At 41.3% G+C, this 25,906-nt stretch carries 21 protein-coding genes and 7 pseudogenes; 27 read left to right on the plus strand and 1 reads right to left on the minus strand.

The genetic code is table 11. The annotated features are described in order from the left end of the window. Positions 1 to 30 precede the first annotated feature (30 nt). From glgB to B5G33_RS02525, 11 genes and pseudogenes are all read left to right on the plus strand, one after another. On the plus strand, positions 31 to 1,935 hold the full coding sequence (gene glgB, locus B5G33_RS02470; RefSeq protein ID WP_087270588.1) for a 1,4-alpha-glucan branching protein GlgB: 1,905 nt from the start codon (positions 31 to 33) through the stop codon (positions 1,933 to 1,935). Between the two features lie 235 nt (positions 1,936 to 2,170). Further along, complete coding sequence (locus B5G33_RS02475) at positions 2,171 to 2,578, plus strand: hypothetical protein (RefSeq protein ID WP_087416625.1); 408 nt, start codon at positions 2,171 to 2,173, stop codon at positions 2,576 to 2,578. Between the two features lie 13 nt (positions 2,579 to 2,591). Beyond that, a complete protein-coding gene (locus B5G33_RS02480) occupies positions 2,592 to 2,987 on the plus strand; it encodes a nucleoside 2-deoxyribosyltransferase (protein WP_087416626.1) in 396 nt (131 codons plus the stop codon). 55 nt (positions 2,988 to 3,042) lie between these two features. After that, positions 3,043 to 3,246: a PD-(D/E)XK nuclease domain-containing protein gene (locus B5G33_RS02485; protein WP_087416627.1), complete on the plus strand. Its 204-nt coding sequence runs from the start codon at positions 3,043 to 3,045 to the stop codon at positions 3,244 to 3,246. A gap of 187 nt (positions 3,247 to 3,433) precedes the next feature. Continuing rightward, on the plus strand, positions 3,434 to 3,799 hold the full coding sequence (locus B5G33_RS22300; RefSeq protein ID WP_330396622.1) for a hypothetical protein: 366 nt from the start codon (positions 3,434 to 3,436) through the stop codon (positions 3,797 to 3,799). 237 nt (positions 3,800 to 4,036) lie between these two features. After that, on the plus strand, positions 4,037 to 4,213 hold the full coding sequence (locus tag B5G33_RS22705) for a hypothetical protein (protein ID WP_330396623.1): 177 nt from the start codon (positions 4,037 to 4,039) through the stop codon (positions 4,211 to 4,213). A 75-nt stretch (positions 4,214 to 4,288) separates the two neighbouring features. Next, positions 4,289 to 5,968 carry an SWIM zinc finger family protein gene (locus B5G33_RS02500; RefSeq protein WP_158229567.1) on the plus strand — a complete coding sequence of 560 codons (1,680 nt, stop codon included), beginning with the start codon at positions 4,289 to 4,291 and terminating at the stop codon, positions 5,966 to 5,968. A gap of 42 nt (positions 5,969 to 6,010) precedes the next feature. After that, positions 6,011 to 6,520 carry a YkgJ family cysteine cluster protein gene (locus B5G33_RS02505; RefSeq protein WP_087416629.1) on the plus strand — a complete coding sequence of 170 codons (510 nt, stop codon included), beginning with the start codon at positions 6,011 to 6,013 and terminating at the stop codon, positions 6,518 to 6,520. A gap of 82 nt (positions 6,521 to 6,602) precedes the next feature. Next, positions 6,603 to 6,737, plus strand: a pseudogene (locus B5G33_RS02510) (sporulation transcriptional regulator SpoIIID); the annotation flags it as partial. A gap of 288 nt (positions 6,738 to 7,025) precedes the next feature. Continuing rightward, positions 7,026 to 7,538, plus strand: a pseudogene (locus B5G33_RS02520) (IS66 family transposase); the annotation flags it as partial. Between the two features lie 68 nt (positions 7,539 to 7,606). Further along, positions 7,607 to 8,428, plus strand: a pseudogene (locus tag B5G33_RS02525) (IS256 family transposase); the annotation flags it as partial. A gap of 138 nt (positions 8,429 to 8,566) precedes the next feature. Here B5G33_RS02525 and B5G33_RS22545 read toward each other — a convergent pair. Then, positions 8,567 to 8,704, minus strand: a pseudogene (locus tag B5G33_RS22545) (transposase); the annotation flags it as partial. Between the two features lie 193 nt (positions 8,705 to 8,897). On the opposite strand from B5G33_RS22545, the gene B5G33_RS02535 reads away from it, so the two are divergent. From B5G33_RS02535 to B5G33_RS02605, 16 genes and pseudogenes are all read left to right on the plus strand, one after another. Next, on the plus strand, positions 8,898 to 10,127 hold the full coding sequence (locus tag B5G33_RS02535; RefSeq protein WP_204247322.1) for a hypothetical protein: 1,230 nt from the start codon (positions 8,898 to 8,900) through the stop codon (positions 10,125 to 10,127). A 35-nt stretch (positions 10,128 to 10,162) separates the two neighbouring features. Beyond that, positions 10,163 to 10,960, plus strand: coding sequence for an LEM-3-like GIY-YIG domain-containing protein (locus B5G33_RS21565; protein ID WP_204247323.1), 798 nt, complete (start codon positions 10,163 to 10,165; stop codon positions 10,958 to 10,960). A 497-nt stretch (positions 10,961 to 11,457) separates the two neighbouring features. Then, on the plus strand, positions 11,458 to 11,625 hold the full coding sequence (locus B5G33_RS21570; protein WP_204247324.1) for a hypothetical protein: 168 nt from the start codon (positions 11,458 to 11,460) through the stop codon (positions 11,623 to 11,625). Between the two features lie 576 nt (positions 11,626 to 12,201). Next, positions 12,202 to 12,548: pseudogene (locus B5G33_RS02545) on the plus strand (TnpV protein). A gap of 162 nt (positions 12,549 to 12,710) precedes the next feature. Continuing rightward, a pseudogene (locus tag B5G33_RS02550) lies at positions 12,711 to 13,595 on the plus strand (PDDEXK nuclease domain-containing protein). Positions 13,596 to 13,824: 229 nt separating this feature from the next. Further along, positions 13,825 to 14,532, plus strand: a complete 708-nt coding sequence (locus B5G33_RS02555) for a FadR/GntR family transcriptional regulator (RefSeq protein ID WP_087270468.1) — start codon at positions 13,825 to 13,827, stop codon at positions 14,530 to 14,532. Between the two features lie 134 nt (positions 14,533 to 14,666). Then, positions 14,667 to 15,797, plus strand: a complete 1,131-nt coding sequence (locus B5G33_RS02560; RefSeq protein WP_009247458.1) for an Ldh family oxidoreductase — start codon at positions 14,667 to 14,669, stop codon at positions 15,795 to 15,797. Between the two features lie 98 nt (positions 15,798 to 15,895). Continuing rightward, the gene (locus tag B5G33_RS02565) at positions 15,896 to 17,071 is read left to right on the plus strand and encodes an NAD(P)-dependent malic enzyme (protein WP_087270472.1); all 1,176 of its coding nucleotides are present in this window, start codon (positions 15,896 to 15,898) and stop codon (positions 17,069 to 17,071) included. A gap of 538 nt (positions 17,072 to 17,609) precedes the next feature. Beyond that, the gene (locus tag B5G33_RS02570) at positions 17,610 to 19,178 is read left to right on the plus strand and encodes a recombinase family protein (protein WP_087416632.1); all 1,569 of its coding nucleotides are present in this window, start codon (positions 17,610 to 17,612) and stop codon (positions 19,176 to 19,178) included. Then, a pseudogene (locus B5G33_RS02575) lies at positions 19,168 to 19,317 on the plus strand (sporulation transcriptional regulator SpoIIID); the annotation flags it as partial. The gene B5G33_RS02570 and the pseudogene B5G33_RS02575, both read left to right, overlap by 11 nt. Positions 19,318 to 19,610: 293 nt before the next feature. Next, positions 19,611 to 20,396 carry a uridine phosphorylase gene (gene udp / locus B5G33_RS02580; protein ID WP_087416755.1) on the plus strand — a complete coding sequence of 262 codons (786 nt, stop codon included), beginning with the start codon at positions 19,611 to 19,613 and terminating at the stop codon, positions 20,394 to 20,396. An 11-nt stretch (positions 20,397 to 20,407) separates the two neighbouring features. Continuing rightward, on the plus strand, positions 20,408 to 20,830 hold the full coding sequence (cdd, locus tag B5G33_RS02585; RefSeq protein ID WP_087416633.1) for a cytidine deaminase: 423 nt from the start codon (positions 20,408 to 20,410) through the stop codon (positions 20,828 to 20,830). Positions 20,831 to 20,848: 18 nt separating this feature from the next. Then, positions 20,849 to 22,039 (plus strand): phosphopentomutase, encoded by a 1,191-nt coding sequence (locus tag B5G33_RS02590; protein ID WP_087270484.1) that lies wholly within the window; start codon positions 20,849 to 20,851, stop codon positions 22,037 to 22,039. Positions 22,040 to 22,065: 26 nt separating this feature from the next. Continuing rightward, a complete protein-coding gene (locus tag B5G33_RS02595; protein ID WP_087270488.1) occupies positions 22,066 to 23,253 on the plus strand; it encodes a BMP family lipoprotein in 1,188 nt (395 codons plus the stop codon). 26 nt (positions 23,254 to 23,279) lie between these two features. Then, positions 23,280 to 24,806, plus strand: a complete 1,527-nt coding sequence (locus tag B5G33_RS02600; RefSeq protein WP_087270491.1) for an ABC transporter ATP-binding protein — start codon at positions 23,280 to 23,282, stop codon at positions 24,804 to 24,806. A gap of 3 nt (positions 24,807 to 24,809) precedes the next feature. Then, positions 24,810 to 25,901: an ABC transporter permease gene (locus B5G33_RS02605; RefSeq protein ID WP_087416634.1), complete on the plus strand. Its 1,092-nt coding sequence runs from the start codon at positions 24,810 to 24,812 to the stop codon at positions 25,899 to 25,901. The last annotated feature ends 5 nt before the right edge of the window (positions 25,902 to 25,906 follow it).

Here is a 25,906-nt window from a genome sequence, read left to right on the forward strand (position 1 = left end):
CTGAATATGGCAAAAAAGGGGAAGAGTTTTATGGGAAACAATATGAAAATAACAGAGCTGGACCGATATCTTTTCGGACAGGGGACACATTATGAAATCTATAAGCTTCTGGGGGCCCATCCGGGGACTCAGAGAAAGAAAGAAGGGGTTTTCTTTGCAGTTTGGGCCCCTCATGCAAAGGCGGTTTCCGTAGTAGGAAACTTCAACGACTGGGACCCGGAAGCCAATGTAATGAACTGTGACAATGACATGGGAATTTATCAGCTTTTTATCCCCAAAGTCCGGGTGGGAGACCTGTATAAATTCTGTATTACCACCTATAAAGGAGAAAAGCTGTATAAGGCGGACCCATATGCAAACTTTTCAGAAGTACGTCCAGGTACAGCCTCCAGGGTAGTGGATATTACCAATTACAAATGGACAGACGCTACATGGATGAAGAAACGTCAGGAGTTTGATGTAAAAAAAGACGCTATGGCCATTTACGAGGTACATCCCGGTTCCTGGAAAAAACATCCCCGGAAAGACGAGGAAGACAAAGGCTTTTACAATTACCGGGAACTGGCCCATGCCCTTGCAGACTATGTAAAAGAGATGGGATATACTCACGTAGAACTTATGGGGATTGCAGAGCATCCCTTTGACGGCTCCTGGGGCTATCAGGTAACAGGCTATTATGCGCCTACTTCCCGTTATGGTACTCCTGAGGACTTCCGCTATTTTGTCAACTATATGCACAGAAATAAAATCGGCGTTATCCTGGACTGGGTACCTGCCCACTTCCCCAGGGATGCCCATGGATTGGCAGATTTTGACGGTACGCCTACTTACGAATACGCAGACCCGAGAAAAGGGGAACATCCCGATTGGGGCACCAAGGTCTTTGATTATGGCAAGAATGAGGTGAAGAACTTCCTTATTGCAAATGCTCTGTTCTGGATCCAGGAGTATCATGTGGATGGATTGAGAGTGGACGCTGTGGCTTCCATGCTGTATCTGGACTATGGACGGCAGCAGGGACAGTGGGTTCCTAATCAGTACGGAGAAAACAAGAACCTGGAGGCGATTGAATTCTTCCGTCACCTGAATTCCGTGGTTCTTGGGAAAAATAAAGGCGCCGTTATGATCGCTGAGGAGTCTACCGCCTGGCCTATGGTTACTGGAGATCCAAAAGACGGAGGCCTTGGCTTCAGCCTGAAGTGGAATATGGGCTGGATGCATGACTTCCTGGAATACATGAAGCTGGACCCCTATTTCAGAAAATATAACCACAATAAGATGACGTTCTCCACTACCTACGCTTACAGCGAGAATTATGTCCTGGTACTTTCCCATGACGAGGTAGTCCATCTGAAATGCTCGATGATCAATAAAATGCCGGGCCTGGGACAGGACAAGTTTGAAAACCTGAAAGCAGGTTATTCTTACATGATCGGTCATCCGGGAAAGAAACTGCTGTTCATGGGACAGGATTTCGGCCAGTATCAGGAATGGAGCGAGGAGAGAGAACTGGATTGGTACCTCTTAGGAGAGCAGAGCCACCAGCAGCTCCAAAACTATGTGAAACAGCTTTTTGCCCTTTATAAAAAATACCCTGCTCTGTACGCCAATGACGCAAATCCTCAGGGCCTGGAGTGGATCAATGCAGACGATGCTACAAGAAGTATATACAGTTTTATGCGGATGTCACCTACAGGAAGAAACAATCTTCTCTTTGTGATCAACTATACTCCTGTGGCCAGGGATGACTACCGGGTTGGCGTGCCAAAACGGAAACAGTATAAACTGATCCTGAACAGCCGGGAGCCGGAGTTTGGCGGCCATGAACATAAAGAACAGACCATTTACAAAGCAGTGAAAAAAGAATGCGACGGAAGACCATATTCCTTTGCATATCCTCTGCCGGCTTATGGAGTGGCAGTGTTCTTATTCTAAAATAGAATATTGAAAAAGAGGAATCCCTCAAAATCTCTGACGAAATTAGAAGGCAGAGGTTTTGGGGGATTTTTATGGGTGAATTAGGTAGAGATAAAATTAATTTTTAAAATAAATGGTTATAAACTTTACAAACACAACCATTTAAAGTATAATGTGATAATAGAATGATAAAACGAAAATTATTAGATGGATTAAATGAATTAAATGAATTAAAAAGATTGGGAGAGATAATATGGAATCAAATGCAAAGCAGATAAGAGACAGGTATAAGGAATTACTGGACGACGGTGTGCCTCACAGCAGGAAAGAACTATTTGCCTATGCAAAAGAAGATGTGGAAGAAAATGCGTATACTATTGGAATGTTGACGGGAGCATTAAAATCTCTTGTGGATTCTTCAGATATATACCAGTCCATGGGCAGAGGCATATATCAGAAGGTTGAACTTTCAGAGAAGTCTTCGAATAAGATTAGTGCTAGATATCTCAACATCTTTAAGAGAACTTTAGAAGAGACGAGTAAAGAATCAGTGAATCCAATGGTCCTTTTGGAAATTGATGAAGATGAAAAGAAGAAAATGAAAGAAATTCAAGAGTGTATCCGGAAAATAAAAAGAACTGTGGAACATTTGGAGGAATAAGGAGAGAACAAAAGTGGAAAAGTGTTTTGTGATTATGCCTTTTGAAAAGAATCTGGATGAAGTTTATCATCGTTTGATAAAACCAACTGTGGAAAAAAAGGGATATGAAGTAAAAAGATCTGATGAAATTTATGGGAATCAGCCGATTATTGAGGACATTACAACGGAAATCCGAACTGCAAATGTCTTGATTGCAGATGTTACAGGCAAAAATCCAAATGTAAATTACGAATTAGGATATGCCCATGCACTGGGTAAAGAGGTGATTATTATTACGCAGGATATCAATGATATTCCTTTTGATTACAGACATAGGAGGGCAATTATATATAAAACAACAGATTTTGACTGGAAGGATAAATTGGAAAAGGCCCTTAGCAGAACGTTGGATGTAGTTATGAAAAAATAATAGTATAAGGTATTCTGCAGGGCATGTAGAAGAGCTTGAGACTGCCATATCTCAAATGTTCAGAGAAGGAATCAGCTTTTATGATACTAAGGAAGCATTTTACCATGGATTCCTTATGGGGCTGTTGAATGGATTGGAGGATTACTATGCGTATTCTAACAGAGAATCTGGTACAGGAAGATATGATATTTGTCTGAAATGCATGGATGTGGCAAAGCCGGCTGTGATCATAGAACTGAAGTGGCACCAAGTTATGTAGAACTTGAGGAGCGGAGCGATGAAGCATTAAAACAGATTTTGGGAAAACAGTATGAAACGGACTTGGCTCGTGACGGATAGCAGGAGGTTCTGTGTTATGGAATCGCCTTTTATAAGAAAAATTGTAAAATAAAGTTGTCGAAAGATAAAATTTTTTCGTAATAATTCAATATTGAGGTGATAACTCTATGAAGAATAAAATGCTTTCCCAAAGCGTTACAGATAATATAATGACTATGATAACCGTTGAAAAACGTTTTTCTGTTGGCGATAAGCTTCTCAATGAGTTAGAACTGGCAGAGGAGTTAAATGTGAGTCGACAACTCTACGGGAAGCGTGTGGAAGAGGGGATTCGGCAGAACAGGGACAGAACTTTTCAAAGTTGTCAACGTACCAATGCAGGACACTATGGAAGAATATGTGGCATTGACAAAGAAGACAGAAGAGAACCAGAAAGCATATTTTACTGGTCCAATGGGAAACGATATCTATCAGTTTTCGTCTTTTCCATAGGTATCATACCGCCATATCTCCCATACAGATTCCGACAATAAAGACAATTCAACTCCTCTGTAGACGGAGTACATATCGGAAAACTGGCAGAACTGCTCCAGGACTATCTTTCCAGCTTTTCGTGATCTGTTTTGAATACCCTCAGTGTACTTTTATGGGAAGGCGGCAAGAACAGTTCGATACCGTACGGTTCCTGTTGGAGTCCCGATGGCTGTGAGATAATTGCTGAATGAAAATGGAAGAAATGCCAAAAAGATTCAATATAAGGAGAGCGGAGGATGGAAATTGAAAGAGGTAAATATCTTCAGGATTTGATTAATCGGATGAACAATCATATGATTAAAGTTGTGACGGGCGTTAGAAGATCGGGAAAATCCTATCTGACAAGATTGTTTGAAAAAACTTATCTGAAGGATATTATTGAGTCACATCTTATGGAAAATATTTATTTATAATGAACTTTACGGCCGCGGCTATGTTGTGAATGTGGGAATTGTAGTATGTATTTGCTTACACCGGAGGGGAATTTTATGAGTAACTGGAAAGACTTATTTCAGGAGCATATTCTTGCTCGTGGAGAGGCGTATTACTTTGAAGGCGCAGTTTTGGAACTCCATAAAACAGAACACGGGTATCATGCTGTTGTAGAGGGGACGGAGGATTACGAAGTAGATATTGAGATGGAAGGGGGACGGGTCTGTGAGATGTACTGCTCCTGTCCCTACGCAGAAAATGGAAATAACTGTAAGCATATGGCAGCGGTTCTTTTTGAGATTGAGGAACAGAATGAAGAGGACATTCTGGCAGAAGGGACTTGCCCGGACGATCAGGAAAAAGAAGTGGAAGAAATTATTGAAAGGATCTCGGAAGAGGAATTACGCTCCTTTGTAAAGGGGATAGCTGCACAGGATAGTGAAATCCGTAACATACTTATGACTAGATATGCGGTAAAGATAGATGAGAAACAGATGGAGCGGTTGAAACAGGGAGTAGATCAGCTTGTATGGGAGTACGGAGACAGGAGCGGTTATATTGATTACCGGAATGCCCTGGATTTTTGCTGGGCGCTAGAAAATTATCTGGAAGATAAAGTGGATACATTGATTGAACGAAAATGCTATGGGCAGGCGTTTGCTCTGACAAACTATGTTTTCCAAACCATCGGAAATATAGATATAGATGATTCTGACGGCGGCATATCCCAGGTCGCAAATGTGTGTTATGATAAATGGAAAAAAATACTGGAGAACTGCAGTGAAGAAGAAAAAAACGAAATGTTTTCCTGGTTTATGAGCCATCTGTCATGCGATTATGTGGTAGATTACATGGAAGACTATATGGAAGATTTCCTGACTCATGAGTTTCAGAATCGGGAAATGTTAGAAAAGATGCTAAAGGATTTGGATGAAAGGATTGAGATGCAGACATCGTCCACGGATTGTGGAAGTACATGGAGCGCTCGATACGGCTACGAGAATAATATTATAAAGCGGTTGGAACTCATGGAGCGACTGGGCTTCTCGGCGGAAGAAATCAGGGAATATAGAAGGCAGCATTGGAGATTTTCGGTGGTAAGAGAGCTGGAAATACAGGAGAACCTTAACAATGGGAATCTGGATGAGGCAATCCGGATATTGCAGGAAAGTAAAATTCTGGATAAAGAGTACCCAGGGCTGATTGCCAGGTACAGCGAGCAATTGATTTCCATATATGAAACACAGCCGGATAAAGAGGTGTACAAAAAAGAACTGCTGTATTATGTCTTTGAATGTCCGCAAAATAATCTGGTACATATTTATAAACTCAAAAAGGTCTGCACAGATAAGGAGTGGGATGGTTATAGGGAAAAGATTCTGAAAAGCCCTAAAAATTACAACATCCTGTATCCATTTATGGAGAAAGAGGGCATGTATGAACCAATGCTTGAATGCCTTAAGAAAGAAACGTTCATCTATAACCTGGATAGATATGAAAAAGTGCTGAAAGAGAAATTCCCGGAGCAGGTACGGGATATTTATATTTCATATCTGCGCCATGAAGCGGAAAGAGCAAGTAATCGAAACAGGTACAGAGAATTAATGAAATATCTGAAAAAGATCCGAAGATATCCGAGAGGGAAAGAAAAAGCGTCCGAGATTGCGAAGAACTGGCGGGCGGTGTATTACCGAAGGACGGCCATGATGGATGAAATGCAGAAAGCAGGGTTTTAAGAATAGAGATAATCGGACGGAAAAAGGGAAAGGAGACCGAAAATGATCGCACCGAGAAAGATAAAATTTGAAGCGAAGAAAAAGAGAAACGAAAATTATGAATTTCGCATTTTCCTGAAAGGAAATGCAGATGAAAAAGAATTGGATGAGCAGTTCCACAGGCTGCACAAAGAGCTGTTTGCAGGATATGACTGCAGTCGATGTAGAAACTGCTGCAAGATGTACCGGGGCAGTATCCCGGAAGAAGATCTCGCCCGGGATGCAGAGTATATGGGGCTTACAAAAGATCAATTTATTGAAAAGTATCTGTTGGAAAGCGATGAGGAAAACAGATACCAGACAAAAAACGCTCCCTGTGATTTTCTGGGAGCAGACGGAAACTGCCAGCTGGGCGACTGCCGGCCGGAAAGCTGTAAGAAATATCCATATACGGATCAGCCGGACAGATGGGCGAGCCTTTACAGTGTACTGGATGTGATCGAGGTCTGTCCGGTGGCATTTGAGATATATGAGAGGCTGAAAAAAGAATATGGATGGACGTATAGAAGATGAAGTAATGCCTTCGAAGTATGGGGGCATGACCCGGAACTATTCTGCATAGATTGTAAAAAGCAGAGATTTCGGGGGATTTTCCTTGAAAGATTATATTGAAGAGCGTGCTATTGAAATTGCAAATTATATTATTGAAGAGAAAGCCACGGTAAGGCAGACAGCAAAGAAATTTGGGGTGTCGAAATCTACGGTACATATAGATGTAACAAAAGAGGTGTTTTTGTGAAGGTTGTTTATGAGGTGAGGTAAGAGTGTTTAGTGGGGTTAAGACTTTTATATGTAACAACACGTGTTCAAAAGGTACGATTTAAGCGAAAAAAGCCTCGTGACCATGAGGAAAATAAAAGCAAAAAGTATTCTGTGATAAAGTATAAAGGATTAGAAGAGAAAATGTCTCTTCTAGTCTTTTTTAGTGAGAAAGTTTTTCTGATGAAGTGTAATAATATGTGGTTATATGCTTTGTAGAAAAATCCGTAGGAATTAAAATTTTTTGTTTTATGGAAAGATTCCGTCGGTGCAGGGAGTACAATTCTGCTCCAAGCTGTTTGATTGTGAGCGGTACTCAAAAGCAAAAAATCATACTGCGGAGCAGAGAAAACAGTTCCGTCTTGAAAAGGAGAAGCCGATACTGGAGGCATTCTGGAATTGGCTGGATCAACAGCGTCCAAACAAGGGAACCCGTTTGGCGAAAGCGGTGAACTATGCCCAAAATCGGAAAGACACTCTGATGACCTATCTGGAAGACGGTCATTGCAGTTTATCCAATAATCTTAGCGAGAATGCAATCAGACCATTCACTGTTGGCCGGAAAAACTGGCTGTTCAGTGCCAGTCCGAAGGGAGCTGCCTCTAGCGCTATTGTGTATACAATGGTTGAGATGGCAAAAGCGAATGACCTGAATACCTACAAATATCTGACATACCTCTTATCACAGCGGCCAGACGCTAAAATGTCAGATGAACAGCTGGAACAGCTTGCCCCATGGAGCGAGACTGCGAAAGCGAACTGTCAAAACTAAACATAGAGCAAAACGCTTGCATCTATCATTTTGGTGCAAGCGTGATTCATGGGCAGCGTAGCAATATTTTGCGCTTACTAAAAAAGGATGAACACACTCACTATGACAAGAAGAAAAAAGATGTTGCTCCGAACAGACAATTGGCACAGGCCATTCTTAATCAGTACCAGCCTAAAAGTGTGGAGGACATGCAGGATGCGCTGAAAGATATTTTTGGCTCCATGTTTGAAGCAATGTTGCAAGACGAAATGAACAGCCATCTGGGATACTCGAATAACGAGCGGAGCGAAAAAGAAACTACTAACCGAAGAAATGGTTATACAAAAAAAACATTGAAAACAACAGTTGGCGATGTCCCTATTGAAGTCCCACGTGATCGGGAAGGTACTTTTGAACCGGCGGTTGTACCGAAAAGAAAGCGGGATGTCTCAGATATTCAGGACAAAGTACTTTCCATGTATGCGAAGGGAATGAGCCGGCGCGATAATGCAGATACCATTGAAGATATCTACGGATTCGAAATCTCTCATGAGACAATTTCAGAGATTACAGACAGCGTTCTGGAGCAGCTGGAAGAATGGCAAAACCGCCTATTAAAGCGCTTCTATACCTTTTTGTTTGTAGACTGCCTGTACGTTGCAATCCGAAAGGAATACGAAACAAAGAACTATGCCGTCTATGTGATTCTGGAATACGATGTTGATGGGCAAAAAGATATCTTGGGATTATGGCTGAGTGAGTCCGAAAGTAAACATCAGTGGATGCAGATCTTTGATGAGATCAAAAATCGCGGCGTGGAAGATGTTCTTTTCCTTTCTATGGATGGTGTAAGCGGACTGGAAGAAGGAGCCAAAGCGATTTTTCCGCATGTGACGGTGCAGCGATGCATGAGAGATTGATTTCTGCTTATCAGGAAGCCCGTGAATTAAACGATGAAATGGAAGGCCTTGTGAAAGATGCTTTAACAAATTAACTCAAAAGAGTACTTGAGTATAAGACTGGGGAGGTTTCCCTCCACAAAATATTTTTCAAAAACTTACACAAAAAACTTGACAATCCCACGTTCCAGAGATGATTTCTCCTGATTTACGTAATTTTTTGGTGATTTTAGGGGCACCATAATTCTGTTTTGATTCATCGTAAATATCCTGAATTTTAGCTTTTACGGCTTCACGTCTTTTTTCTGTATTGGAAGGAACACGTTTTAGCCATTTTTCTTATAAGGAATTCTCATTTTGACTTGTACTATTTATATTCTAACACCAATAATCTAATTGATTATTATCAGGTTTAGGTAGATAAATAAGATTTTTCGCAAATTCTACAAAGGATATTAAGAATAATATTGGGGGAGGGCCTATGAGCGATATAATTAAATTTAATTCTGACAGAGAGATAGTTACAGAACAGAATGGTGAAATCGTAAGAGAATGCAATGATTTAGCCGAGATGACAGAAGAAATGTTGCTGGATGCACGAAAAGAAATTGCAAATACTAAAACACTTAGTGCGCCGATTGCTGAACTGGCTTTATTAGGAACTGGAGTAGCGTCTTTAATCCCGGCTTTAAGGAAAGTAACACAAACAACAACATTTAATACTCAGGGATTATATCAGCTTGCAAATGCAGGAGTAGGAGACACTTTAAAGATATCAAAGAATGGCAATTTTTGGGGAGCATTCAAAACTGCAGATGGGTCATCGAAATTTGCACAGCTTCAAGCGGCAGAGCCTCTTTCAACTACCAGTACTGCGGTAATGCCTATTGATCCGGCAATAATGATGGCAGTAGCGTTGTTTGCAATAGAGCAACAGTTAAAAGGTATAGAGGAAAAACAGAAGCAGATTCTGTCATTCCTTGAAATTGAGAAAGAATCAGAGACTGAAGCAGATGTAGAGATTCTGTCAAAGATGATTACTACATATAAGCATAATTGGAATAATGAGCATTTTATTGCAAGCAATCATAAGATGGTGTTGGATATTCAAAGAACAGCCAGAAAGAATATGCTTTCATATAAAAAGAAGGTTGCAGAACTACTAGATTCCAAAAAAATGATTGTTGCTCAGGCAAAAGTAAAATCAATTTTGAGCGATTTACAGAAGAAATTCAAATATTACAGATTGTCGCTATATACTTTTTCTATGGCTTCATTGATTGAAATTATGCTTAGTGGTAATTTCAAAGAGGCATATATTTCTGATATAAAGACAGAAATTAAGAAAATTTCATTGGAATACAGAGATTTATTTACAGAATGTTCCATGTATCTTGAGAAAATGGCTTCAGGATCTGTAGAAGCAAATGTTATGAAAGGTATTGGTGTTGCAAGTAAGGCAGTAGGAAAGTTTATAGGAAGTATTCCAGTTGTAAAAGAAGGGCAAGTGGACGAGTTCTTACAAGATGGAGGAGCACATTTGAAAGAAAATGCCCAGGATATGCAGAAGAATATATTAGAATCATTTGCAACCCTTCATAATCCGGGAACTGGTGTTTTTATGGAAAAAATGGAGGATATGATTCAGATTTATAATCATACGGACAGAATTTGTTTTGATGATAAGAAAATATATCTTATTGCAGGGTAAGATAATGGATGAATGCGAATGAGAAGGAGAAGAATGTGGAGAAATTTTCAGAGAAAAGTTTATTATCGCTTGGAGATTATTATGTCTATGGTCTGATTGATCCTAGGAATAGGAAAATATTTTATATTGGCAAGGGAACCGGGAATCGAGTTTTTGAACATGAATTGGAAAGTCAAGAAAATCCTGAGAGCGAAAAGTTGAAATTAAAGATGATAGTCGAGATTAAAGCAGCTGGTTTGGAAGTTGAAAAAGTTATTATTAACTGCAATCTGACAGAAGCGGAAGCATTTGCAGCAGAAGCGTCACTGATTAATGCGTTTAATTATGTTGAAGACACCCGGTTAACAAACATTGTTGCAGGACATCATTCGGCAGAGGCTTTGACAGTAGATGATTTTGAAAAGATATATGGAGCAGAAGAGTTACAAGAATCAGATATCCGACACAAGATAATGATTATCAAGATAAATAAACTTTATCAAAAAGGAATGACGGAAGAAGCTCTGTATGATTCGGTACGTGGTATTTGGCGAGCATCACTAGAACGTGTGAAGACAGTGGAATATGTTTTTGGGGTTTATAATTCGTTAATAGTTGCGGTATATAAACCGACAACGTGGTATGTCTGTAAAGAAGCATTAGAAAAATTGCCAAAGCATGTTACACAGTTGACTTCGAAAACGGAGAACAGAGTATTTTTTGTAGATAAAGGATTTGAGAATCATGAGTTAATGGACAAAGCAGAAAAGTTTTATTTGTATAAGTCCATTGCTAGTTTGAAAGTGAATCAGAGTGCACAGAATCCAATTACATATTTAGAGGCTAAAGAATAGAGCAAGATCCACCCCGGTATTACCATATTGCAATTTCTTGCATGTTCTTATTCGGAGTATTGAATTGATGGGGAGCATCCCCATACCCGCTAATTGGCTTCGCAACAAAAAATATATATTTTTGAATAAATACAGCTATATGGTTTCAGAGATGAAATCAGATGGCTGTTTTTGTTTTTTACATTTAATACAAGTTTTCATGAAGTGATGCTTTTACATTTTGGTAAAAACCAAGATGTTTTAATGGGTTTGAGGTGTCCTCAGTAAGAAGAAAATCATGGGATGACATGGAGAGAAAAACGATAATGTTAAACATAGGTGGATTTTGCTCTGTAAAAAATAAAAGAAATATGGAGTAACCCTGTAAAAGAGTTCATTTTCCTTTCGTTATATAGAGGGATATTCAAAACGCTTAAAAATGAAGTGAGGTTAAGGTCTATTTCAATAGACATTTTCATAGTAATGGACAAAGAGAAAAGGGAGGTGGGAGCACCGCTATGAAGAAACAAAAACTGAATTATCGTTTTCATAATCCGAATACTGCGGAAGTGACCGCCGATTACATATTGAAAGTATTTATTGAGGCGAATATGAAGAAAGTAGAACGGGCTATGCAGGAGGTGGCTGAAAAAGGTTTGGAAGAGGACAAGCAGGAGAGAAAATAAAAGATTTTGAGCTGCAAGTTTACTTGTGTTCTTGATGGAAAAAGGGTAAACTGATGAATAAGAAGTTGCGATTTTGAAGGGAGACCTTGATTATTTATGAGAAAAGAATTTGATATTTCACAGTTCGATAAATATAGAGAAGATAACAGAAGAGAAGTAAAGAAAGCGAATGGGGGCTTTTGATTGAAATAGAGTCTTGTCAGGCGGAGACCATGCGTGTGATCGGAATGGCAGAAGAATATGTGAAAAAGAACCGACTTCAAAAAGGGCAGATATAAAGTCAATAAATATACTGATAAAAATACTGCTTTAAATTAGTATATACGATTGGCTATGTTTTATATATTTGTTATGTTAGTTTATGTAGAATATGAGGGAAAATTAAAAAAATTAGCACTCACCTCTTGATAATGGAAGTTGATTTTTGTCCTGTCTTGTGTATCTCAGAAATGCCTATTTTACAGGCTTTCGGAGTGATCAGACATTTTGTCTAGTATCGTAGAATAGCGTCAAATGAATTGCAAATGGTGTAAATTTGGTGTAAAAAATCAGAGAAAAAAGGAGAGTGCTAATAAAATGAAGCTGACTTATACAAATGTGAATGGATATCTGATTCCTAATCTCACCTATAAATCCGGTGAGCAGATGGAACAACTTGGGAAATATGGATTTTTACGCAGAGACTATTTGAAGAATCACAGAAATTCGCTGTATCAGGTAATGCTCCTGCAAGACAGCATTAGTGAGCATCTGCTGGAAGTAGACAGGCAGCCAGAGAACGGGAAGAAATTATTCTGAAACAGCTAGAGAAAAAAGAGCCTTTGCCGGATAAAGAGAAAGATCAGATGGCATGGGTAAGAGCTGCCAATCAACACAGAGCGATTGCGGAAGAGATCATCCTGAAGGAATTGATTTATATCTAAATGAATGTGATGAGGTCGTGGAATGCGACCTCATTGTTGTATGAGAATATAAAATTGCAGTAGGCAGAACGGTCTAAAAAGGGTAAAATAGAAATATCAGTTTGTAATTTTGGATTGAAAAATTGCAATATTATCACTGTTAACAGGAAGGAGGGCTTTCTGATGAATAAAGCGTTTTATGGAGAAATTAAGAAAATACTTTCAGATGCAAGAAATAAAGTTTATCAGACTGCCAACTTTGCCATGGTGGAAGCTTACTGGCAGATTGGAAAGTCTATTGTTGAAGAACAAAACGGAGAAGAACGTGCAGAATACGGAACAGGATTGCTCAAGGAACTGTCGAATCAGATGACACGAGATTTTGGAAAAGGTTTTACGGTAGCAAATCTGAAAAATATGCGGCAGTTTTATCTGACGTTCCCAAATAGCTACGCACTGCGTAGCGAATTGAGTTGGACGCATTATCGACTTTTAATGCGTGTAGAAAATGTTGCACAGGAGATTCAAACATTAGAACAGGGAAAAACACCGGAGGATATTATTCGTGATCCATATGTGCTGGAATTCCTTGGATTGTCTCCGAATGATGATTTTTATGAAAGTGACTTGGAACAGGCTCTTATTACACATTTACAAAAGTTTTTATTGGAATTAGGATGAGGATTTTCTTTTGTTGCCAGGAAAAAAAGAATTACGTTTGATGGATGCCATTTTAGAATAGATCTTGTTTTTTACAATTATATTTTAAAATGTTTTGTGCTTATTGACTTGAAGATTGGTGATTTGACACATCAGGATTTAGGACAGATGCAAATGTATGTGCATTATTATGAACGAGAATTGATGAACGAAGGAGATAATCCGCCGATTGGAATTGTGTTATGTGCAGATAAGAGTGATGCAGTTGTACGATATACATTGCCAGAAAGTGAAACACAGGTTTTGGCTTCAAAATGTAAATTATATCTTCCTTCAGAAGAAGAATTACTGAAAGAGTTAAAAAGGGAATATCAGGCAATGGAAGCTGCACAACCAGACAAAAAATAGAAACTTTATTGGTTAATGGAGTAGATATAAAGACAGGCGTGAGTCATAAAAAATATGACTTGGTCAAAATCCATTCCACTTGCTGTAAACTGTCAGGAATGCTATATTATAAGAAATATCTGTCGTACTGTACAGTTGTACCAAAAATAAAATGTATGGGAAAGACGGTGAAAAAATGATACCGCCTGTAAGAATACACGGACGGAAATGGGATGTGGAGGAATGGAGCATGTTTAAAGAAATTAGAGATGAACGGGCTTTCAACGGGATTTTAAATCAGATTATAGAGAACATTCAGAATGGCAGTCTCAAAGCGGGCGATGCCCTTCCGGCGGAGCGGACAATGGCGGAGATCATGGGAGTATCCAGACCGGCAGTCAGAGAAGCTTTGAGAGCACTGGAACTGCTGGGAATAGTCAAGCCGGTGCCGGGAGGCGGAAATTATATTACGGAGGACCTGGATACCTGGCTGATCGAACCTTTATCCATACTTTTTAAATTAAATAATGGATATCTGCGCCAGAATCAGCAGTTCCGTGCGGCACTGGAGCGAGAAGCGGCAATTCTTGCGGCACGAAAGTGCACACCGCTGGATGCAGCAGAATTATGGGTGATTCTTGCACGGCTGGACGCCGCAGAAGATGAAAAGATACGGGGTGAACTGGATCGCGAACTTCACAAGAAGATTGCAAAGATCGCAGATAACCCGATGGTTTACAGTGTCCTTGCGGCAGCAGATCAGCTTACTGAGAATATTGTTTCCGGGACGAGAGACTACATTATGAAAAAGAATAATTCTGTCAGAGAGGTTGATGACCAGCATCATCGGCTTGTTAAGGCAATCATCAACGGAGATGTAGAACAGGCGGAACGATGTATGTCCGAACATATGGATACGATTGAACGTTATATGGAAGAAATGCAAAAAAAATCCTGAGAAATTTTGGGCATTTTTACAGGGTAAATTGATATGACCTCTATTGCGTTTTGGTAATACCGGCGGTATAATTAAAATGTAAATTGGTAATGCCGATAAATAAAACTGGCAACACCAGAAGGAGGGACGAAACAATGGGATATGTGAAATGGTCACATGAGACACTGAATCATTTTTGCGGAGACGTATTCAAGGCGTTTGGTTTTACAGAGGAAGAAAGCAATCAGATCAAGGATGTGCTTCTTACGGCTGACCTTTATGGAATAGAAAGTCATGGCATGCAGAGAATGGTGCGTTATCATAAGGGAATCGAAAAGGGAACGATCCATCCGCAGGCAAAGCCTGAAATTGTATTTGAAACACCGATATCTGCAGTGATTGATGGTCATAATGGAATGGGACAGCTTATTTCCGTTTATGCAATGAAAAAAGCAATCGAAAAAGCCAAAAAGACCGGAGTTGGAATTGTAACTGTCCGTGAGTCTAATCATTTCGGTATCGCTGGATATTATGCAAAGATGGCATGCGATGAGGGACTTCTGGGAATGGCCTGTACAAATTCAGAGGCTATTATGGTTCCTACGTTTGGCAAAAAAGCCATGCTTGGATCAAACCCAATCGCAGTAGCTATGCCGGCAGACCCGTATCCGTTTTTCTTTGACTGTTCTACCACGGTAGTTACAAGAGGAAAACTCGAAATGTACAATAAAATGGAGAAACCACTTCCGGATGGATGGGCCCTGGACAAAGATGGTCATGCAAGTACAGATGCACCGGATGTCCTTTCCAATATTGTTGCAAAGAAGGGCGGTGGAATCATGCCCCTTGGTGGAAATGAAGAGGTTACAGGAAGCCACAAGGGATATGGATATGGTATGCTGTGTGAACTATTCAGTTCCATTCTTTCTATGGGTGTTACTTCGGATCATTGCTGCACATTCCCGGATAAAACAGGAATCTGTCATGGATTTATGGCAATCGATCCGGCTGCATTTGGTGATCCTCAAGCAATCCGCAGACACTTTTCAGAATACCTGGAAGCTTTGAGAGAAAGTCCGAAGGCAGAAGGCAAAGATCGTATTTATACACATGGTGAAAAAGAAGTTTTGGCAGAAAAAGATAGAAGAGAGCATGGATTACCTGTAAACGATAATACGATGGTCGAACTTGCTAATCTGTGTGGATATCTCGGACTTGACTTTAATAAATATTTTGATGGATATGAGCTTCCAAAAGAAAGCAAATTCTTTACCGGTAATTATTAATAGATTAGAAGATTGCTGTGAACGGAGTGAACAGCAACAATAGAAGAGTCGAATGATACGGTTTCGCAAAATTTAAGATACCAGGGAGGACAATAGAAATGGATTATGCAAAAGAATCTTTAAGACTGCATGGAGAATGGAAAGGTAAGATTGAAGTTGTAACAAGAGTACCTGTAGAAAATAAGGATGATCTGTCACTTGCCTATACACCAGGTGTTGCACAGCCTTGTCTCGAAATCCAGAAGGATGTGGATAAATCTTATGATCTTACCAGAAGATGGAACATGTGTCTGGTAGTAACTGACGGTTCAGCTGTTCTTGGACTTGGAAATATCGGACCAGAGGCCGGAATGCCGGTAATGGAAGGAAAATGTGTACTTTTCAAGGCATTTGGCGATGTAGATGCATTCCCTCTTTGTATCAAGAGCAATGATGTAGATGAGATCGTTAATACAATTTATCTGATCTCCGGTTCTTTTGGCGGAGTAAATCTGGAAGATATTTCAGCACCGAGATGTTTTGAAATTGAGAAGAAATTAAAAGAAAAATGTGATATCCCGATTTTCCACGACGATCAGCATGGTACAGCGATTATCACTCTTGCCGGTCTGACCAACGCACTGAAGGTTGTAGGAAAGAAAAAAGAAGATGTTCGTATCGTTATGAACGGAGCAGGAGCTGCTGCAATTTCTATTGCACGTCTCCTTCTGACAGCAGGATTCAAAGATATCACTCTCTGCGACAGAAAGGGTGCAATCTACGAGGGACGCCCGGAAGGCATGAATCCGATCAAAGAAGAAATGGCTAAAGTTACTAACCTGGCTAAAAAATCCGGTTCTCTTGCAGAGATGCTGGTTGGCGCTGATGTATTTATCGGTGTTTCAGCACCGGGTGCTGTTACAACAGAGATGGTTAAGACCATGAACAAAGATGCAGTTGTTTTTGCATGTGCGAACCCGACTCCGGAGATTTTCCCGGATGATGCAAAGGCAGGCGGAGCAAAAGTTGTTTCCACAGGAAGAAGTGATTTTCCGAATCAGATCAACAACGTACTTGCTTTCCCGGGAATCTTCCGTGGTGCATTTGATGTGAGAGCAAAAGAAATCAATGACGAAATGAAATTGGCAGCGTCTGAAGCACTTGCAAATCTGATCACAGATGAGGAACTTTCTCCGGAGTATATTATTCCGAAGGCATTTGATAAGCGAGTAGGACCAGCGGTAGCCAAAGCGGTTGCTGAGGCAGCAAAGAGAACCGGTGTAGCTCGTATTTAAACGAGATACGCAGGGGTAACACCGGAAAGTCATGAGACTGCACTGAAGGTTATGAAAGCGTGCCAGATAGAGGTTGTCGAATGAACGGATTACAAAAAGATATAGAATAAAGTAAAGCAGAAGGGGCTGTCGGTTAATATCACATTTCGGCATCCTCAGTAGCAATTGAAAGGATCCCTGCAAGGACAAGGCTTGTTAGCCTTCCACCTTGCGTAGGATCCTTTTTTCTATGAAAGATGAAATTTATTTTTGGCCGCAAAAATCCCTTGTCTGGATTTTTACAGCCACACTTTTGATCAAGCTGTTTTTTTCGGTGTTTTTCCCTCAAACTTCTTTAATTTTTCATTGAGAAAACGGCAGTATTTATTTATATTCCTTCCGATTGCGGTCCGCTCAAGAGATTAAAAGATAAATAAAAGTAGAGTAGTTTGAGATGGGATTAATTTCAATAATTTTCTCTTTTTCTGTTTAAGAATCTTTATTTTGATATATAATATAGATGTAACAGAAAATTAATTTGATACAGAGAGGTAACACTATGAAGATAGCAGCCTATTGCCGTGTTTCCACAGATAAAGCCGACCAGCTTAACAGTTTAGAAGCTCAAAAGGAATTTTTCTCCGAATATACGCAGCGTACCGGAGATGTGTTAGTAAAATTATATGCAGATGAAGGTATTTCCGGAACGAAAATAAAAAATCGTAAAGAATTTCTTCGTATGATGTCTGATGCAGAAAAGGGAATGTTTGATATGGTCGTTGTAAAGGATATTTCTCGTTTTGCCAGAAATACCGTAGATCTTTTACAGAATGTTCGCAAGTTGAAAGCGTTAGGTATTGAAACACAGTTCCTTACAGCGAATATGACAAGTATGGGAAATAGTGAGTTTGTTCTCACCATCTTTGGAGCATTGGCTCAGGAAGAAAGTGCCAATACATCTAAGCGAGTGAAATTTGGAAAGAAACTAAATGCAGAAAAAGGACGAGTTCCCAACATTGTGTACGGATACGATAAAACAATCGGAGATTATTTCAATCTTGAGATTAACAAAGAAGAATCGAAGGTTGTAAAGCAAATTTATAAGTGGTACACAGAGGAGGGTTACGGTGCTGCCAAGATTTCCAATATGCTGAATGAAAAGGGGTATCGGACAAAGAGAAACTGCAAATGGAGTCAAAATGCCATCTGTCGGATTTTGACCAATGAGATTTATACGGGAAAGATTATCAATGGAAAGCAGGAAATCAGTGATTTTCTGACTGGTCAGAGAAGAGAGAAGGATGAAACGGAATGGCTTGTTGTGGAACGTCCGGAGCTTCGTATGATTGAAGATGAGGTGTTTGAAAAAGCACAGGAAATTCTTCGTGGAAGAAACGATGCATTTAACTTGAATCATGAACGTCAAAGCAACAAATATTTATTTTCTACGTTGATTAAATGTAAAGAATGTGGATGGTCGTTTAGAAGAACAGTCCGTACTTACAAAAATACGTATGTGCGTTGGGTTTGTTCCGGAAGAAATGGAAAGGGAGCAGACAGTTGTCCAAATAAAACTGCCGTGGATGAAGAAGAATTAATCCAGGTTTTACAGGAATATTTCAATCGGATTCTACAGCAAAAAAATAAAGTGATTGATTATGTAGTGAAAGAATTTCAAAGAGTGTACAAAGCAAAAGATGAAAATGCAGAGTACGAGAAGGAATTGAATTTGCAGATTGCCAGATTACAGAGAATGCGACAGAAATATATGGACATGTATACTGATGATTTGATTTCAAGAGAAGAATTGAATGATAAGTTGGGTGGTACTCGTCAAGAACTGGCTCGTCTGGAAAATGAATTGAAAATGGTATCCAGTAATTTGACAAAAGGAGATCAGATGGAAAAAATCTTAAATGATACCTTTAAGCAGATTGAGGATATTACAGATGTTCATGAGATGACCAATGTACAGTTAAAGAGACTGATTAAGAAAATAGAAGTAGACAAAGATGGAAATGTGGATATTTACCTTCGATTATTGGGAGATTTGGGATTAAATGAAAGCATTTTAGTGGAAGACGAATGTGAAAATAAAACAGTTCTAAATAGTAATGACCAAACATAAAGATGTCACCGAACGTCTTCTCCAGATCAACCCCTCTCTTGCGGCCCGGGCCAGAGTGGTGCTGGACGTAAACAAATCAGAACGGCATATCCGGGGCGGACTGGCTACCAGGGAGAAATACCTGCATCAGCATGCATAGCCGGTCATTTTTCAAGAAATATTGAGAAAAGTCTGTGAAAGGGCCCAAGCCCGGAACACAGACTTTTTTCTATGCCTGGATTTATAAATGAAGATCGCTTATATAATTCAAAACGACAAAACACATAGAGGATAGCTTTTTTATATTTGGTAAAAATAGATAAAAAATAAAAAAGAAAATTGTGAAAAGTCACGTAAATATATAAAAAGGGACTCGAGTCCTTTTTCAGATGTTAAATTAAAGGTAAGATGCAGGTAGAACAAAGAACGAAAACAAAAAAGAAAGAAGGTATGATTATGAATTACTCAGAAGATGCTAATAAACAATATCACATTCAGGTAGGAAAAGGAGATGTGGGACGTTATGTGATCCTTCCGGGGGACCCCAAACGCTGTGCTAAGATTGCCAAGTATTTTGACAACCCGGTGATGGTGGCAGACAGCAGGGAGTATGTTACCTACACCGGATATCTGGACGGTGTGAAGGTAAGCGTTACTTCCACAGGAATCGGCGGACCGTCTGCTTCCATCGCCATGGAAGAGCTGACCATGTCAGGAGCAGATACTTTTATCCGGATCGGAACCTGCGGAGGCATGCAGCTGGATGTGAAGAGCGGAGACGTTGTCATCGCAAACGGCGCTATCCGCATGGAAGGTACCAGTAAAGAATATGCGCCTATTGAGTTTCCGGCGGTGGCAGATATCCGGGTGACAAATGCTTTGATCCAGGCAGCAGAGGAGCTGGAAAGCCCTTATCATGTGGGTGTGGTACAGTGTAAGGACTCTTTCTATGGACAGCATTCTCCGGAAAGAATGCCGGTGAGTTATGAACTTCTCAATAAATGGGAGGCCTGGAAACGGCTGGGCTGCCTTGCTTCGGAGATGGAATCAGCGGCTCTTTTTGTTGTGGCAAGCCATCTGAGAGTTCGGGCAGGTTCCTGTTTCCTGGTTATGGCAAATCAGGAGAGAGAAAAAGAAGGCATGGAGAACCCTGTAGTCCATGATACAGATATGGCTATACGGGTGGCGGTACAGGCAATCCGAAATCTGATCAAGGCAGACCAAAAGGCAGAGAAATAAGGGAGGAAATTATGGAAAAAGCAAAGATACAGGAGCTGATCGATACAGCAGTTGCTCAGCTTTCCTACTCTTATACACCATATTCCCACTTTAAAGTTGGAGCGGCCCTCCTTGGGAAAAATGGACAGATTTACACGGGATGCAACATTGAAAATGCAGCCTATACTCCTACAAACTGTGCAGAGAGAACGGCTTTTTTCAAAGCAGTCAGTGAAGGAGTCAGAGATTTTGAGGCCATCTGTATCGTGGGAGGCCCGGAGGGACAGCTTAATGATTATACCCCTCCCTGCGGAGTCTGCAGGCAGGTTATGATGGAATTCTGCAGTCCAAAGGAATTCCAGATCATACTGGCAAAAGGGAAAGAAGATTATAAAATATACAGGCTGGAAGAGCTGATGCCCCAGGGATTCGGCCCTGGTAATCTGGCAGACTGAGAGGCAAGGAGGACAGAAATGAAAGAATATAAACGTGTATTTGTCATCGTAATAGATTCTCTGGGAATCGGGGCTATGCCTGATGGAGAAAAGTTTGGAGATGTTGGAGTGAATACCCTGGGACATATATCGGAATCCGTAGAAAACTTCCGGATTCCCACCCTTCAGAAGCTGGGAATGGCCAACCTGACGCCCCTTCGTCAGGTGCCTGCTGTGGATGAACCTCTTGGATATCAGGCTGCTCTGAGAGAGCGGAGCAACGGGAAAGATACCATGACCGGCCATTGGGAGATCATGGGAATTGAGACTAAGAAGCCATTTAAAACATTTACAGAGCATGGCTTTCCTAAGGAACTGATCGAGGAGCTGGAAAAGAGAACCGGCCATAAAGTAATCGGAAATAAAAGCGCCAGCGGAACGGAAATCATTGATGAGCTGGGAGAAGAAGAGATTGCCACCGGACATATGATCGTCTATACTTCTGCGGATTCTGTGCTCCAGATCTGCGGGAATGAAGAGACCTTTGGCCTGGAAGAATTATACCGGTGCTGCGAGATTGCAAGAGAGCTGACCATGAAAGAAGAGTGGAGAGTGGGAAGAGTCATTGCAAGACCCTATGTGGGCAGGAAAAAAGGAGAGTTTGAGCGGACCAGCAACCGACATGACTATGCCCTGAAACCACCGATGAAAACCGCTCTGGACGTGCTGAAAGATCATGGACTGGATGTGATTTCTGTAGGAAAGATCAAAGATATTTTTGATGGAGAAGGGATTACAGAAGCCTATAAATCCAAATCTTCTGTTCACGGTATGGAACAGACCATAGACATTGCCAAGAAGGATTTTCATGGACTTTGTTTTGTAAATCTGGTGGATTTTGATGCAAAATGGGGACATAGAAGAAACCCGGAAGGCTATGCAAAAGAGCTGGAAATGTTTGATGAAAAACTGGAGATTTTACTGGAAAATCTGAAAGACGATGACCTCTTGATCATTACGGCAGATCATGGAAATGATCCTACCTATACAGGAACAGACCATACGAGAGAAAAAGTGCCCTTCCTGGCATACTCCAAATCCATGGAAGGCAACGGAAGGCTGCCGGAACAGGATACTTTTGCGGTGATCGGAGCTACTATTGTTGAGAACTTCGGACTGGATATGCCGGAACAGACCATCGGAACCTCATTGCTTTCATATATAAAATAAAACTTTGACAAAGGAGGAATGAAGAGATGAAAAAACTGAAAAGGCTTGCCGCATTGCTTCTGGCAGTATGCACAGCGGTTACTGCCCTGGGATGCGGACCTTCGGGAACACAGGAAAGTACCAGCGACTCAGAATATCGTGTGGCCATGATTACAGACAGCGGGGATATCACGGACCAGTCTTTTAACCAGACGACCTATGAAGCCTGTCTGGAGTATTGTACAGAAAACAACATTGATTTTACCTATAAAAAACCAGATGGAGATACAGACTATGCCAGGATTGCCATGATCGATGTGGCCGTGGCAGAAGGATATAACATCATTGTTATGCCGGGATATATCTTTGCACCGGCACTGGTAGAAGTGACTTATAAATACCCGGATGTGAAATTTATCGCCCTGGATATGACGGCGGGAGATATCATTGCGGCAGCTGTAGGAAGCAAATATTATGATGATCCGGATTCCTATGAGGCTTCCGATTATTATAATACGGAAAACACATACTGTGCAGTCTACCAGGAGGAAATACCGGGATATATGGCAGGATATGCAGCGGTAAAACTGGGATACCGGAACCTGGGATTCCTGGGCGGACAGGCAGTGCCGGCGGTTATGAGGTTTGGATTCGGTTATGTACAGGGAATTAATGACGCGGCCAAAGAACTGGGAATTGTAGATGAGATTCAAGTGGAATATGCCTATGGAGGACAATTCTATGGTTCTACAGAGATTACGGCAGCTATGGATACCTGGTTCAGCCAGGGCACAGAGATCGTATTTGCCTGCGGCGGCGGAATCTTTACTTCAGCAGCAGAGGCTGCGGCGAAAGTAGGGGGCAAAATGATCGGCGTAGACAGTGACCAGTCTCCTATTATTGACGCATATGGAGAAGGAATGACTGTGACTTCAGCTATGAAAGGCCTGGGAGCTACTGTAAAAGCTATGCTGAATTCGATTATTGTAGACGGTACCTGGGAAGAACATGTAGGAAAAATTGAGAACCTGGGTCTGGTATCAGGAACAGATACATCTGTAAATTATGTGGGACTTCCGGAGGATACAACTCAGTGGAATGAAAACTTTACTGTAGAAGATTATCACCAGCTGGTACAGAAGATTTATGACGGAGAGATCCAGATTGACAACTCTATTGACAAGATGCCGGAGGTATCTGTCAAGGTAAACGAAAGACAAGGATCGATCATGTAGGAAAATACAGAAAGGAGGAAACAAAAATGGGAGAATATGCAGTTGAAATGCTGAATATAACCAAGAGATTTCCTGGCATTGTGGCAAATGACAACATCACCCTGCAGCTGAAAAAAGGGGAAATCCATGCACTCCTGGGAGAAAACGGAGCAGGGAAATCTACTTTGATGAGCGTGCTGTTTGGCCTGTATCAGCCGGAGGAAGGAGAGATCCGGAAAGACGGAAAAACCGTACAGATCAAGAATCCCAATGATGCCAACGCCTTGGGGATCGGTATGGTGCATCAGCATTTTAAGCTGGTAGAATGTTTCTCTGTACTGGATAATATTATCCTTGGCGCAGAGCCGGTACAGGGAGGATTTTTAAAGAAAGACGAAGCGAGAAAAAAGGTGATGGACCTGTCTTCCAGATATCATCTCCAGATCGATCCCGATGCTATTGTGGAAAATATCACAGTGGGAATGCAGCAGAGAACGGAAATTTTGAAAATGCTGTACCGGGATAATGAAATCCTGATTTTTGACGAGCCTACGGCAGTGCTGACTGTACAGGAGATCGAAGAGCTGATGCAGATCATGAAAGGCCTTGCAAAAGAGGGAAAGAGTATCCTTTTTATTTCTCACAAGCTCAACGAGATCATGGAAGTTTCTGACAGATGTACGGTACTTCGGAAGGGAAAATATGTAGGTACAGTAGAGACAAAAGATACCACTCCTGAGAAGCTGTCCGCTATGATGGTAGGAAGAAATGTAAGCTTTAAAGTAGAGAAGAAACCTGCCAAACCAGGGGATGTAGTGCTGGACGTAAAGCATATGACCGTTGGCGGACAGAACAAAAAAGACGCAGTTCAGGATGTGAATTTCCAGGTACGAAAAGGAGAAATTGTCTGCATAACAGGAATTGACGGAAATGGTCAGACGGAGCTGGTCTACGGACTGTCTGGCCTGGAGCCTCTGAAAAGCGGAAATATCCTTATGAATGGAAAAGACATTACCCATACTCCTATCCGCCAGCGTTCTGTTATGGGCATGAGCCATATTCCAGAGGACCGGCATAAACATGGACTGGTCCTGGACTATTCTCTGGAGGATAACCTGGTGCTGCAGAGATACTTTGAACCTCAGTTTACGAATAAATTCGGAGTGCTGAAGAGAAAAGAAATCCGGGAATATTCAGATCGTTTGATCGAAGAGTATGATATTCGTTCCGGCCAGGGCTCGGCAACTACTGTTCGTTCCATGTCCGGAGGAAATCAGCAGAAGGCCATTATTGCCAGGGAGATTGATAAGAATCCGGATCTTCTCATCGCTGTGCAGCCTACACGAGGAGTAGATATCGGGGCTATTGAGTTCATTCACAAACAGCTTATTGAACAGAGAGATGCGGGAAAAGCCGTGCTTTTAGTCAGCCTGGAACTTGATGAAGTTATGGACGTGCCGGATCGGATTCTGGTAATGTACGAAGGGAAACTGGTCGGAGAATTCAAACCCGATGAGGTGACGGTTGAGGAATTGGGACTTTATATGACCGGTGCTAAAAAACAGGAGGTGTAGGATATGAATACGAAAAAAGAAAAGAAAGGATTCCTGGAAATCGCCGGTGTGCAGACTGTGATCGCCTCTCTGATCTGTATTATCCTGGGGCTGCTGGTAGGATATGTTGTGCTGTTATGCATTAACCCGGCAGAAGCCTGGAGTGCAATGACCGCAATCCTGAAAAACTTTTTATACTTCCCCAGACCAGAAGTGGCTCTGGAATATTTCGGAAGTACCCTTGCCAAGACTGCCCCTCTTCTTATGTGTACGCTGTCTATCTTATTTGCCTATAAAGTAGGACTTTTCAATATCGGAGCTTCCGGACAGTATGCGGTGGGAGCAGGGCTGGCCCTTTACCTGGCACTGGCCTTCCAGATGCCCTGGTATGTCTGCATGATCGCAGCCATGATCGGCGGAGGCATCCTTGGCGGGATTGCAGGAATTTTGAAGGCTTACTTAAATGTAAACGAAGTTATTGCGGGAATCATGCTGAACTGGATCAGCCTTTACAGTGTGAACATGCTTCTGACCAATGTAAAGGAGTCCAGCACTACCTATACAATGGCTCTGAAGACTAATGCTCCCGGAGCCTTGATCCCAAGTCTGGGCCTGGACGGGCTGTTTTCCAACAACCGGTATGTGACCATTGCCATTCCTCTGGCGATTATCATTGCCATTCTGGTGTGGTTCCTGATGAGCAAAACAAAACTGGGTTACGAGCTGAAAGCTACCGGATTGAATAAAAATGCGGCAAAGTATGCAGGTATGAAAGAGAAGAGAAATATGATCCTTACCATGGTGATCGCAGGCTGCCTCTCCGGATTGGGAGCTTCATTCCTTTATCTGAGCGGCATCGAGCAGTGGTCCTGCGCCCAGACAGCAGTTCCGGCTATGGGCTTTAACGGAATCGCAGCAGCTTTCCTTGGGGGACTGAATCCTATCGGAAGTGTTTTCTCCGCATTTTTCATCCAGCACATTACAAGCGGCGGCTCTTATGTGGATAAGATGGTATACTGTGCCCAGATTTCTGACCTGATCTCAGCAATCATCATTTACTTCTGCGGCTTTGTATTATTCTTTAAACACTGCATGAACAGAAAAGGGAAAAAGTAGGAAAG

This window comes from Blautia sp. An81 (assembly GCF_002161285.1).
GTDB lineage: Bacteria > Bacillota > Clostridia > Lachnospirales > Lachnospiraceae > Blautia > Blautia ornithocaccae.